This window comes from Frankia sp. QA3, assembly GCF_000262465.1.
Lineage (GTDB): Bacteria > Actinomycetota > Actinomycetes > Frankiales > Frankiaceae > Frankia.
In genome coordinates, this window is sequence record NZ_CM001489.1 from 6,123,055 (window position 1) to 6,135,828 (window position 12,774).

The following is a 12,774-nucleotide window of genomic DNA, read 5'->3' on the forward strand; positions in this document are numbered from 1 at the left end:
CGGAAAGTGACGTGGGCGCGGTCCGGACTCTGGTGGTCCGGACTGCGCCGAACCGGAGCGTGTATGCCACCCCGCGTGGGTCCCACGTCGGGGGTGCGGGGGCGCGGCGGCGGGGTTTCAGGGCCGTGTCAGGATCGTGACGTGGCCGCGGGCCGGCCGTCCCGGATGGGTGGCGACGAGCGGCCAGGCCCGGCGGAGCCGGGACCCGGCGGGACGGAATACGTGTGCTTCCGTCCTCGGTCGGGGTGCGGCGACCCATCCGGTGATGCGGCCGACCGTGGCCGGAGGACCACGCCTTGCAGGAGTGGAATCCTGCACGTGATAATCCGGCTCCTTTCCGTGAGAATGTATGCGGACCTCGACTGCTCCAGCGCAATACGTGGCCCCGGTAATCGTCGGATCGCGGTGCGCATGGAGAGGCCTGATCACCCTTCCCTGGCGTGAGGGTTTGGCCGCGCGAGTCTTCCGTCGCGGCAGAATCCGCCGACCGTGCCGCTCGTGGTGGCGGGAAGGTGGTACTACCGCTATTGACCGTTGATCGAGTGCCCCTAATAGTGGGTGGCCAGCTGCTGTGGTGGAGCGCGGAGTTCATTCACTCCGGCAGATCACCGATGGGGCAACGGGAGGTTGTGGCGGATGGATCCTCGGGTGGAAAAGCAGCTTGCTCAGCTCCGCCGGAAGGCGGTCGATTTGGGCCTCGGTCCGGCGTTGAAGCTGGTGCGTGACAACGTCGTGCCGACGGCTCGGCGCAATCGCAATGACGACCGCCATCTGGCGCTGCTGCTGTCGTTCGTGTTGCGGGAGAACTCCAACTGCATCGACGTGGGCGCACATCGTGGAGACGTGCTCCGGACGATCCTGCAGCATGCCCCACGGGGACGGCACGTCGCCTACGAGCCGCTGCCCCACATGGCGGCGTCGCTGACGACCGACTTCCCGATGGTCCAGGTGCGCCAGGCCGCGCTGTCGGACAAACCCGGGGTGCTGCCGTTCACCTACGTCCGCAGCCGGCCCGCGTACAGCGGGCTGCGCGACCGGGTGCCGGACACCGAGGACGTCGAGCAGATCGAGGTGGCGGTCGAGGTCCTCGACGAGGCGCTGCCCGCGGACTACCAGCCGGCCCTCATCAAGGTCGATGTCGAAGGCGCCGAGTACGGAGTGTTCCGCGGCGCCCGGAAACTGATCTCCGCCAGCCGGCCGCATCTGGTCTTCGAGTTCGGCGCCGGGGCGCGCGACTACGGCACGACGGCGGATGAGATGTACACACTGCTCGACGATGATCTGGGTCTTCGGATCTTCGACCTGGACGGCGACGGTCCGTACACCCTGCCGAAGTTCCGGGACACCTTCGAGACCGGTCGCCATTTCAACTTCGTCGCGCATCCCTGACGTCGGCCACTGGGCCTGCGCACCGGCCGGTGCCCGAGCGGCCGGCGTTGACGAGGCCACTCGGGCGGGGCCGGCTCATCACGACCGACTCTCGGCGCCGCGGTGTTCGCGCCCCACGACCGCGGTGGGCGGCCCGGGCGGGAGCCGGAAGGACCATCCGGGTGCGTCGAGGGTCCCCTTGATATGCCGATGGGCCGTATACGTGGTTGCGCACCCGGTGAGTGGGAGCGGAGAACAAGACTCGGACAAGAGTCCATATGAGGACTCAAACGTCTGTGTACGAAGAGCGACGATTCGGTACGGTTTCGGAAGGTCGCGGCGATCGACCCATCGGAACCACCCGGACGCAGACCGGTGCCGCCGCAGCTGCCGGATCCGGTAGTGGATCGCCGGGAGGCATCGGGCGTACGCGGCCGGTAGGCGCACCACCCGTCTGGTCAACTGAGAGGCTGCACATGGCCTGGTCCCCCCGGGGTGGCTGTTCGCCGCCAGCCGGTCCTGCACCGTCGACGAGCCCGAGGTCGTCGGTGGACCATCCGACGACCGTCCTGCCGCAGGCCGTCCCCCGACGCCACCGTGTCCCCGCACCGGGTGGGCGGCCCAGGTTCGGGCTTGGGGCCACGTCGGCGTCACCGCCTTCGCCGCCGCCGTCCCGAACGGATCCCGCGTCCCGAACCGAGGGGTGATGCCGGCCCCGCAGCGGCGCGCCTGGCCGGGTCACGCCTGGCTCGCCTATCTCTGTGCCGGCCTGGTTGCGGTCATCGGATACGTCCTGCCGCCCGCGGCGGGTACCGGGCTCGGCTTCCGGACGGCGTTGTACCTGCTGGTGGGCCTGTCGGCCGCAGGTGCTCTGCTCGCCGGCCCGCGCCGCTGCGCCGCCCCCGTCCCGCGGTGCGGCTGGGGGCTCCTCGCGGGCAGTCAGGTTCTCTACGCGGGAACCGGCGCGGCCCTCTCCATCCACTCCGATGTGTCCTCGGTCACAGTTGGGGTGGCGGCGGACATCGTTCTGCTCCTCCGCTATCCGCTGCTGGTCGCGGGCCTGCTGGCACTGCTGCGGGCGCGTGGTCCCGGGCGGAGCGTGGCCAGCCTGTTGGACACCGCGATGCTTCTTGCCGCGGGGTTTCTGCTGTCCTGGGTGTATCTGGCGGCACCGGCGGTGCGGGCTGAGGGCGCCTCGGCGGCCGGGATCGTCCCGGTGGTGTGCGCCGCGGCGGGTCTGGCGGTGGCCGGTGTGACCATCCGGCTCGCGACGGGGGACGGCGAGCGCCCGGCGACGTTGCTTCTGCTGGCAGGTGGGGTGCTCGTGAGCGTGGCTGCGGACGCCGTCGAGGTGTTCGCCCGCATCGGTGACACCGGCGTGGGTGGCATGGGCGGTTCGGGTGGCACGACGGTCGACGGCCGGGACGCCGCTCGGCTGGTGAGCGCCCTGCTTCTCGCCGCCGCCGCGCTCCATCCCTCGCTGGCCCGATCGGGCCAGTCGGTGGCGGTGCCGGCAGTGCCGGCAGTGCCGGTCCGGGATGGGTGGCGGTTGGCCGCGTTATGTGGCGTCGGGCTGGTCGGACCGGTGGTGCTCGGCGTGCAGGCCGGCCGCGGCGATCTGCGCGACGTCGGCGTGATCGCGGTGGTGAGTGCCGGGATCGTGCTTCTGATCATCACCCGGATGGCCCGGCTGGAGGCCGACCAGCGACACCTCGCGATCACAGATGGCCTGACCGGGCTACGGACCCGCCGGTACTTGGAGGCCGAGATGCGGGTCGCCGCCCGGCGGGCACGCCGAGTCGGCTCGGGGATGGGCCTGCTGCTTGTCGACGTCGACCACTTCAAGTCCGTGAACGACCGGTTCGGCCATCCGGCCGGCGACCAGGTGTTGACGGAGGTGGCCCGGCGACTGCTCATGGTGACCCGCCCGGGGGATGTCGTGGCCCGCTACGGCGGGGAGGAGTTCGCGCTGCTCGCGCTGGACGTGCGGGGCGATGCGCTGGCGGACATCGCCGAGCGGCTGCGGCTCGGGGTGGGTCGGGAGCCCGTGGAGGTAGCGCTGCCTGCGCCGACCGCCGCAGCGTCCGCCGACTGGTCGGCCGCGTCCCCCGGCGTGGGGGCCGCGCCGGCGGCAGGTGTCCCCGCCCCGCCGGACGGTACCGGCGCTGTCGTGCGGTCGGGTGGGCCGGGCCTGCGGGAGAACGGTCCGGGCGAGCCCGTGGGGAGTGCCGCGCCTGCGCCGGGTGATGCCGGCGTGCCGATGGACGGGGCCGCGCTCCGGGCAGCTGGTACAGGGAGCCGGACGGGCGGTGTCGGTGCGGCGGTGGGCGAGAGCGGCGCTGGTTCCAGCAGGGGCGTCCCCGAGCCGGGGGATGCGCCATCTCGCGGCTGGGCGGCGGGTCTCACCGCCCGCACGGGCAGCGCCGGTTCGCCGCCGGACGGTGCCACCACGGCGGTGAGCGGGGGCGCCGTGGCGGCCGATGCCGTCCCGGCGGCGGATGCCCTCCGGGCCGCGGGGAGCACCGCGACAACGACGGACGGGACCGGCCGGCGAGGTGCGGCGGGTCGGCTCCGGACCGTCGCGGGCGCCGGGGCGTCGTCGCTGCCCGTGCCGGTGACGGTCTCGGTCGGCGGTGCCGTCCTGCCCGACCACGCGGACGACGTCTTCGCGCTGGTCGCGGCCGCGGACCGCGCCTTATACGCGGCTAAGGAGGCGGGCCGGGATCGGGTCGCGATCGGTCCGGAGGGGTCGGTACCGGCGGGGCACGTCCCGTCTGCGACACCGGCACCCCCCGATCGGGCCTCGCCCCGCCCGCGGCCGGCCCGACTGACGACGGTCGGTCGCCCGGCGCTCGACTCCCCACCATCCCGTCGATCCCCGATGGACTGGCCTGCCGGCGATCGTCCCGCGGCCGACAGGTTCACGGTAGATCCACTCGGCATCGGCCCACCCGCGCTCCTGCGGCCTGCCGTTGATCTGTTCGGATCCGTGCTCCCCCCGATCGTGCGGTCTGCCCTCGATTCGCTCGGGATGGGTCTGCCAGTCGGTGATTCTCGGGCGCCCGGCCGGTGGATGGACGGTCCTCAGCTGGCGGAGCCGGCCGGGAACGATCCGCCGGGCGTCCCCCGGCCGGGTGCACCACCTGGTGCACCCGGCGCGCCGGCGTCCGGGTGGGATGGGCTGTGGGCCGGTGATGACGGCGAAGTAGCCCGATCGGGCCGTGCGAACACCACCAATCCGGACGGCACACCGGCCGCGCTTGCCGAGCCTGTGGCGGTCGACGCGGCCACCTCGGCGGTCGCCGCCGCGGTGGCCGCGGTGCTGGCCGTGGAGCCGCGCGAGCTGCCCAGGCGCCTGCCCGACGGCATCGAATGCCTGCGCCGGATCGCCGAGCAGGTCGACGCCTGGCACGCGCCGCGCGCGGACGGCCGGGCGGTGGCGCACTGGCTCGGCGAGGTGTTGACCGTGCTCGGCTATGCCGCCGTGGCGCGGCACCGGGCCCGGCTTGCCGGGCGGTTGCACAATGTGGGAAAGATCCTTCTTCCGCCGCACGTCCTGGCTCGACGGGGCCCCCTGGACGTCGAGGAGTGGCGGCTGATCCGGATGCACCCGCTGATGGGCGCGAACCTGCTCGCCCAGGTGCCGGGTCTGCGGATCGAGGCTGAGATCGTCGCCCAGCAGCGGGAGTGGTTCGGCGGGGGTGGCTATCCCAACGGGATCGCCGGGTCCCGGATCCGGATGGAGGCACGGGCCCTCGCGGTCTGTACCGCCTGGGCGGCGATGCGCGGCGGGCGCGGCGGGCGGGATCCCCTGAGCGGACCCGCCGCCCGTGAACAGCTGCTGGCGGGGCGCGCCACCCAGTTCGACCCGATGGTCGTCGACGTCTTCCTCGCGCTGGAGTCGGACCGGCGGGTCGGGCTGCCCCACCCGGGCGACCGGCTTACGACCACCCCGGCCGCGCGGGCGGCCACCCGGCCCGTGCTGGGACTCGCCCGGCCGCGCGCCGGTGTCCCAGCCGTGATGCTGACCGAGGGAGACTGACGACACATGAGCGAGTCCGCCGTGCAGCTGCTGGATGCCGTCCGGGCCGAGCTTGCGCCCGCACCCGACGCGAACCGGTTCGTGGCCGAGGTTGCCCGGGGAGGTGCGCCGCTGTCCTCCGTCGCGGCGCTGGCCGCCGAGGAGTCCCGGGTGGTCCCGAGCGATCGCCGCAGCTTCCTGTTCCTCGCCGCGCGGGCCGCGGACACCGTGGCCGGGGAGTTCTTCTCGGCGCTGGCCGCGGGGGAAAGCCAGGCCGCGGTCACCCTGGCTCCGCTCGCCGAGGCCGCCGGTATGGACCAGGCGGCCCTCGCGGCCTACCAGGTTCGCCCGCAGGCGCAGGCCTATCCGGCCTATGTGGCCTGGCTTGCTCTGAACGCCGACCCTGCCGAGGTGGTGATCGCCACCGTCGCGAACTTCGCGGCCTGGGGCTCGTACTGTGCCGCGCTCGGCACGGCGCTGCGGGCGGACTATGGCTTCGGCGACGACGCCTGCGCGTTCTTCGACTTCTTCGCCGGTGGCGCGCAGGAGCTGGAGCGCCTGGCGGTCGACGCCGTGGCGCAGGCGCTGAGCGCCGGACAGCCGCTCGCCCGCGCCCGTGAGTACGGCAGGCTGCTGCAGGGCTACGAGCTGATGTTCTGGGACATGCTCGCCGACCTGCCGGCACCTCCCGACTCCAGCGATGGTCGCCGTCGCCCGATCGGCCCGGCATCCTGATCCGTTCGGGCAGCCAGGCGGGGCCGCGTGCGACGGTGGCCGGACGTGACATCGCCCGATCGGCCGGGTCGGGGAGTGGGCGGATCCGGCGGGTCGATGCCGGCCTGGCATCGGCAGGCCCGGCAGCGGGTAGTTCCTTCCCGATCGGTCCCGAAGCAACCGCTCCGAGCGCTTGGTCGGATACCCAACGTAACCGTGTGGGACGGTAGTGCGGTTCCGGTGCGGCGCGCTGTGTTCGCACCCGGTCCCGGAAGTGGTGGTCGATACCCGTCGGGAAAGAGGGGGAGTGACGGATAGGGCCGCAACACCGATACTTTGACGCTCCAGCACCTGGCATGTGTCGGATGGGTCGTGCTCCGGAGGCCGCGAAGAGGACGCGGCGGACCCGAGCACGGGAGGTACCGGAAACGACCCGGGCGGGCGAGGCGTTGTGAACGGAGGTACGCAATCATGCGGTCGGCGGCACGAAGGGGAATCGCCCGGTCCGCGTGATACCCATCTCGCAACGTCCGTAGCAGATCCCCATAGGACGTCGTCACCGGTACGGGGGCTGTCCGTACCCAAGAAAGGTCACGAGAGAGGGGCGTCCGTGCGAACGCTCGAACCCACCAGCCTCGACCTCGACACGATCGAGGTGGACAAGCTTGCCAAGGGCATCACCCTGAGCTTGTTGATCCCGGCCCGGGGCCCGGAGGCGGCCCGGACTCTCGGCGAGATCATCGCGCAGAACCGGCAGCGGTGGATGCAGGAACGCAGCGTGCTGGACGAGATCGGCGTCGTCGTCGATCCGTCCTCGGACGGGGACGAGCACGACCTCGTGCGCATCGCGACGGACGCGGGCGCGAGCTGGGTCGTCCGCGGGCAGTCCGTCCTGCAACGCCATGCGGGCCGGGAGGCCGCGACGACCGGTGGGAAGGCCGGTGCCATGCGCAGCCTCGCCTACCTCGCGTTCGGCAACCGGCTCATTTTCCACGACGCCGATCTCGAAAGCTACGATCCGTATACGGTGGGGGTACTCGCCGCTGCGACGACCGCCGGTAACGCTCCGCTTTTCGTGAACGGAAGTTCGCGGAGGGTGACGGGCGACGGCCAGCCTGGCGGGCGCACCACCGAGATGCTGCGATCGTTGTTGTCGAAACAGCTCGCCCGGTATGTGCCGTCCATCACGCGGACTATCCAGCCCCTGATCGGGGAGTTCGTCATCGACGCGGATGTCTTCGCGGCGCTCGCCTTCTCGCGCGGGTATGGCGTGGAGACCTCGCTGAAGGTTCTGGCACTCGACCTGCTCGACTACTCGGACAGCCTGCAGGTCGAGCTGCCGATCAAGTATCAGGTAGGCCAGCATTACCACAATCTCGTGAAACAGTTCCATGAGATTAGTTTCACAATCGATGTTCTGGAGGCGTACTTCCAGCGGCGCCGGGTCGATCCGCACGTCGCCATCTGGCAGATCGCCGACAACTACGACCTGCTATTTCCGGGCCGCACCTACACACTGCACCGGCCGCCGGGCTACGACGAGACGGATTTCGTCCCGCGCATGGGCTTCTACCAGCCGCTGGCCACGGCGCCGGCGTATCAGGCCCGGCTTCCGGAGATCAAGAGTGCCCGCCGGGTCGCGCTGGACGCCCTGGAGCGCCGGATGCGCACGTCGGCCTGACCTGATCTGCCCCGACCGGGCCAGACGGCCCGGTCGGGTGCTCTACGGCGGCCCATCCGGTCGGGGCATGCCCCGACCATCGGGTCCGGTCGGGTCATGTCGTCGGCGCGGGCGGGCCTGTCGGGGCGATCGCCCGGCAGGCCTGGGCGAACACGTCGATCATCTGCCGGTCGAACAGGTCGGCGGGATCGTCGAGCGCCGGCGGGAGGTGGCCGAAGGTCTCCAGGGACAGGAAGCCGTGCAGCTGGGTCCATGCCGCCAGGCAGACCGCCATGCCGCCGGGGTCGATCGCCACCCCGTGGTCACCTGCCCAGGCCCGTAGCCTCGCGTACATCGCCGGGGTGAGCCCGGCGTCGATGTGGCCGGTGTCGACCAGCCCGGCCCCGATCGCCTCCGTCATGCAGCGGAAGAGCACGGCCACCGAGCGCTCCAGCTCGGCGGCCACCCGGCTGTCGACGGACCCGCCGTCCGGCACACGTGGGCCGAAGATCAACGTGTACTCGACAGCGTGGTCCAGCGCCCAGCGGCGGTGCGCCCGGGCGACGTCCAGCCAGCGGCCCAGATGGTCGTGCGGATCGGCCGCCGCGAACGCGGCCTCCAGGGCGTCCGCGAGCGAGGCGAAGCCGTCGGCCGTCAGTTCCGCCAGCAGGACCTCGCGGCTGTCCACGTAGCGGTACAGGGCCGAGGGGGCCATGCCCATCGCGCGCGCCACCCCCCGAAGGGACAGGGCAGCGGGACCGAGCTCCGCCAGCTGGGTGTGCGCGGTTCGCTTGATCTCGTCGAGGGTGGCCTGCCGTAGTCGTTCACGGCGGGGGACTGGACTACTCACAGCGGTCATCGTCGATCTCGCAGTGAACACTGTCAACTTCGCATCACTCCGACCTTGACGAGAACACCCATCGCGAACACTGTTCTCTGTAGTGAGTGCCCCATCTGTGGAGGATTCCGTGTTCTCGTCCCTTGTGGCGCTGGTGACGCGCCGTCCGCGCCTGGTGCTCGTCCTCACGGTCGTCGTCCTGCTCGGTGGCGGCGTCCTCGCGAGCACCGCCTTCGGCAAGCTTGAGACCGGAGGCTTCGACGACCCGGCGTCGGAGTCCACCCGGGCTGCCGATGTGATGGACGCCCGCTTCCACGGCCGTCCGAACGTGCTGCTCCTCGTCACTGCCCGGCAGGGGGATGTCGACGACGCGGCAGTCGCCGCCGCGGGCCGGTCCGTGGCGGCCGATCTCGCCGCCCGGCCGGGGGCCCGCGACGTCGTGTCCTACTGGACCGGCGGGGGGCCGGCGCTGCGTTCCCGAGACGGCCGGTCGGCGCTGGTCGTGGCCAGCGTGCGGGACGATGACGAGGCCTCGGACATCGTCGATCGCTACGAGTCGGGTCAACGCTGGCCGGACACGGTGACCGTCCGACCGGGGGGCGAGGCGACGGTGGGCGAGGACATCGGCCAGCAGGTCTCCAGCGACCTCGCCGTGGCCGAGTCGATCGCCATCCCGCTGACCCTTGCGCTCCTGGTGATGGCGTTCGCCGGCGTCGTCGCCGCGCTGCTGCCGCTGGGCATCGGACTGCTCGGCATCGTCGGCGGCTTCGCGGCTCTGTCGGTGATCGGTGGGCTCACCGACGTGTCGATCTTCGCCGTGAACCTGGCGACGGCGATGGGCCTGGGCCTCGGCATCGACTACTCCCTGCTGATGGTCAGCCGGTTCCGCGAGGAGCTGGCGGCCGGGCGTGACCGCGCCGAGGCGGTGGCGGTGACCGTTCACGCCGCCGGTCGGACCATCCTGTTCAGCGGTGCCACGGTGATCGTGGCGTTGGCCGTGATGCTGCTGTTCCCGCCGTTCTTCCTGAAGTCCATGGCGTATGCGGGCATCGCGGTGACGCTGGTGGCGGTGGTGGCGGCGATCGTGTCGCTGCCGGCGCTGCTGATGGTGCTCGGTGAGCGGGTGAACTCCTGGCGGGTGGGCGGCCTGATCGGGCTGGTCCGTCGGCGCCGGACGAGCCGGTCCGGGCGGGTAGGGGTGACAGGTGCGGACGGGGGGGACGCGGCTGCGGTGCGGGAGGCGGGCGAATCCCCGTTCTGGCGGCGGGTGGCGGCCACGGTGATGCGCCGGCCGGTACTCACCGGGCTGCCGGTGATCGCGGTGCTGCTCGTGCTCGGGGCGCCGTTCCTGCATGTCGACTTCGGGACGCCGGACGACCGGGTGCTCCAGCCCGGCTCGGCGGCGAGCCGGGTGGTCGGGGACGCCCTGCGCGAGGACTTCTCGGCCGGCCTTGGCGGCGCGATGGAGGTGGTCGTGCAGGCCGGGGGGACGGGATCGGTCGACCGGTCGGCGCTGGCCGCCTACGCGGCGACCCTGTCGCGGCTGCCTGACGTGGCCCGGGTGGACGGTGCGCTGGGCACCTACGCGCAGGGCCGCCGCGCCGCGCCCCCCGGTCCGACCAGCAGCCGCTTCGCCGTCGCCGGCGCGGACACGTTGCAGGTGGTGCCCTCGGTGGACTACGCGTCGGGTCGCGCGCAGGATCTCGTCCGGGCTGCCCGCGCAGTGCCGTCGCCCGCCGGGACCAGCGCCCTGATCGGCGGGGCGCCCGCCGTCCTGGTGGACGGCAAGAACACGATCGCTGACCGGCTCCCCCTCGCGCTGGGGCTGATCGCGCTGGTCACCTTCGTCCTGATGTTCCTGTTCACCGGCAGCGTGCTGCTACCGGTGAAGGCGATCGTGCTCAACGGCCTGGCGATGAGCGCGGTGTTCGGCGCGTCGGTGTGGATCTTCAGTGACGGGCACCTGGCGGGACTGCTCGACTTCACCCCCGGCCCGCTGGACACGTCCATGCCGGTGCTGCTGTTCTGCATCGCCTTCGGCCTGTCGATGGACTACGAGGTCTTCCTGCTGTCGCGGATCAAAGAGGCGCACGACGCCGGTGCATCCAACGCCGAGGCGGTCGCCACCGGGCTTGCCCGGGTCGGGCGGATCGTGACCGCCGCGGCGGCGCTGCTCGCCGTCACCTTCATCGCCTTCGCGACCTCGTCGGTCCGCTTCATGCAGATGTTCGGGGTCGGCACGGCGCTGGCCATCGTGCTGGATGCGACGCTCATCCGGGGGGTGCTGGTTCCGGCATTCATGCGGGTCGCGGGCAACGCGAACTGGTGGGCACCGGGTCCCCTACGGATCCTGCATGACCGGTTCGGACTCCACGAGTACAACGCGCCCGCCCCGCCGGCCCGGCCGGGCTCCCCGCCCGTCCCGGCCGCAGGGCATGCATCGGCGGCCCCGGGCTTGGCACCGGCGCAGCAGCCCGCGGGTCAGGGCGGGCTGGTGCCGGGCGGCGACGCCGGGGAGGGCCCGGCCGCCCGGCCAACCCCGTCGACGAGCTAGCCGGATCGGGCCGGCCCGGGAAGGGACGGGCGGCATCGTGGGCAGCAGTGTGCCGCCGGCTCAGAAGCGCTCGAAGCCGCGTCGGCGCTCCCAGTCGGTGACCGTGCCCTCGTACCCGGCCAGCTCGACCTCGGCTGCATGGGTTAGATGGGCGACCACCCGGTCGCCGAACGCCGCGTGGGCGAGCGCGCTCGAGCGCCACCGTTCGACGGCTTCGCGCAGCGTCGCGGGTAGCGGCGTCAGCCCCGGCATGGTGAAGGCATTGCCGACCCGGCCGGGTTCGAGCGCCAGCCCGTGCTCCATCCCGTACCGGCCGGCGGCGATCATGCCGGCGATGGCGAGGTACGGGTTCGCGTCCCCGCCTGGCACGCGGTGTTCGATGCGCAGCCCCGCTCCGCTGCCGACGACCCGCACCGCGCACGTCCGGTTGTCGCGACCCCAGCTCACCCCTGTCGGCGCGAACGCGCCGGGGGCGAGCCGCTTGTAGGAGTTGACGTTGGGCGCGAAGAGCAGCGTGAAGTCGGCCATGCAGGCCAGCTGCCCGGCGACGAATGAGCACATCAGCGGCGACATCCCCGCGGTGTCGGACCGGGCGGTGTCGGACCGGGCGGTCGGCATCTTCGACATGGTCTGATCGGGCGAGGCGGCGAACACCGGGTCGCCGCCGTTCGCCCCTCGCAGCGACAGGTGGACGTGGCAGGAGTTCCCCTCGCCCTCGTCATACTTCGCCATGAAGGTCAACGCCTGCCCCGACACGGCGGCGATCTTCTTGGCGGTCGTCTTGTAGAGGGCGTGGTTGTCGCACGCCCGGAGCGCCTCGGCGTACCGGAACACGATCTCGTACTGACCCGGATGAACCTCGCCCCGAGCCGACTCGACCGCTATCCCGGCGCCGGCCATCGCCCGCCGGATGCGGCGGGTCAGGTCGTCGAGTTCCTCGGTGCCGAACAACGCGTAGTCGATGTTGTAGCGGCTGGCGGGGGTGAGCCCCGACCAGGAACGCCGCGCCGCCCGTTTGTAGGACTCGCGGAAGACCAGGAACTCCAGCTCGGTCCCGGCGAGGGCGGTGAGCCCGGCGGCGGCGAGCGCATCGAGCTGCCGGCGCAGCACCGTTCGGGGGGCGACGTCCACGGGGGAACCGTCGGGCCAGGACGCGTCCGCCAGGACCACCGCGCAGGACGGGCGCCACGGGGCACGGCGCAGGCTGGTCAGATCGGGTCGGAGTCGAAGATCACCGAAGCCGTCGTACCAGGGGATGCGCGGATAGCCGCCGTCGGTCTGCATGTCCACGTCGACGGCGTGCAGGTAGGTGCACGCGCCCAGCCCGTCGGCGAGCACCTCGCCGGTGAAGTGCTCGGGGGACACGGCGCTGCCAACCAGCCGGCCCTGCAGGTCGACGGTGGCGACGACGACCTCCTCGACCGCCTGGTCCCCGGTCAGTAGCCCGTGCAGCGCCTCGATGCCTGCCATCTGAGGATCGGCCGGTGCCGGCCGGGTATCGGTCCCCGCCGTCCGCGGGTCGGCGTCCGCCGGGCACGGGCCGGCGCCGTCGTCGGTGCTGGCCCGGTCGGGCGGGGTCACCGCGGCCGAGCCGGCGGACTGCGGCGGTGCCGGAGTGG

Annotated in this window: 7 protein-coding genes; 5 read left to right on the top strand and 2 right to left on the bottom strand. The window is 72.2% G+C overall.

Annotation, left to right across the window (positions count from 1 at the left end; all coding sequences use genetic code 11):
- Positions 1-636 precede the first annotated feature (636 nt).
- The 4 genes from FRAQA3DRAFT_RS25110 to FRAQA3DRAFT_RS25125 all read left to right on the top strand — a co-directional run bounded on the left by FRAQA3DRAFT_RS25110 (position 637) and on the right by FRAQA3DRAFT_RS25125 (position 7,784).
- The gene (locus FRAQA3DRAFT_RS25110) at positions 637-1,389 is read left to right on the top strand and encodes an FkbM family methyltransferase (RefSeq protein WP_009741857.1); all 753 of its coding nucleotides are present in this window, start codon (positions 637-639) and stop codon (positions 1,387-1,389) included.
- A 685-nt stretch (positions 1,390-2,074) separates the two neighbouring features.
- Positions 2,075-5,410, top strand: coding sequence for a diguanylate cyclase (locus FRAQA3DRAFT_RS37665; RefSeq protein ID WP_009741858.1), 3,336 nt, complete (start codon positions 2,075-2,077; stop codon positions 5,408-5,410).
- 6 nt (positions 5,411-5,416) lie between these two features.
- Positions 5,417-6,124 carry a transcriptional regulator gene (locus tag FRAQA3DRAFT_RS25120; protein ID WP_009741859.1) on the top strand — a complete coding sequence of 236 codons (708 nt, stop codon included), beginning with the start codon at positions 5,417-5,419 and terminating at the stop codon, positions 6,122-6,124.
- 589 nt (positions 6,125-6,713) lie between these two features.
- Positions 6,714-7,784, top strand: a complete 1,071-nt coding sequence (locus FRAQA3DRAFT_RS25125) for a hypothetical protein (protein ID WP_009741860.1) — start codon at positions 6,714-6,716, stop codon at positions 7,782-7,784.
- A gap of 94 nt (positions 7,785-7,878) precedes the next feature.
- Here the strand turns inward: FRAQA3DRAFT_RS25125 and FRAQA3DRAFT_RS25130 are convergent, their stop codons facing one another.
- Positions 7,879-8,622: a TetR/AcrR family transcriptional regulator gene (locus tag FRAQA3DRAFT_RS25130; RefSeq protein WP_009741861.1), complete on the bottom strand. Its 744-nt coding sequence runs from the start codon at positions 8,620-8,622 to the stop codon at positions 7,879-7,881.
- A 109-nt stretch (positions 8,623-8,731) separates the two neighbouring features.
- Here FRAQA3DRAFT_RS25130 and FRAQA3DRAFT_RS25135 point away from each other — a divergent pair, with 109 nt between their 5' ends.
- Positions 8,732-11,155 (top strand): MMPL family transporter, encoded by a 2,424-nt coding sequence (locus FRAQA3DRAFT_RS25135; RefSeq protein ID WP_009741862.1) that lies wholly within the window; start codon positions 8,732-8,734, stop codon positions 11,153-11,155.
- Between the two features lie 60 nt (positions 11,156-11,215).
- Here FRAQA3DRAFT_RS25135 and FRAQA3DRAFT_RS25140 read toward each other — a convergent pair whose 3' ends face one another.
- The gene (locus FRAQA3DRAFT_RS25140; protein WP_035923482.1) at positions 11,216-12,625 is read right to left on the bottom strand and encodes a glutamine synthetase family protein; all 1,410 of its coding nucleotides are present in this window, start codon (positions 12,623-12,625) and stop codon (positions 11,216-11,218) included.
- Between the last annotated feature and the right edge of the window lie 149 nt (positions 12,626-12,774).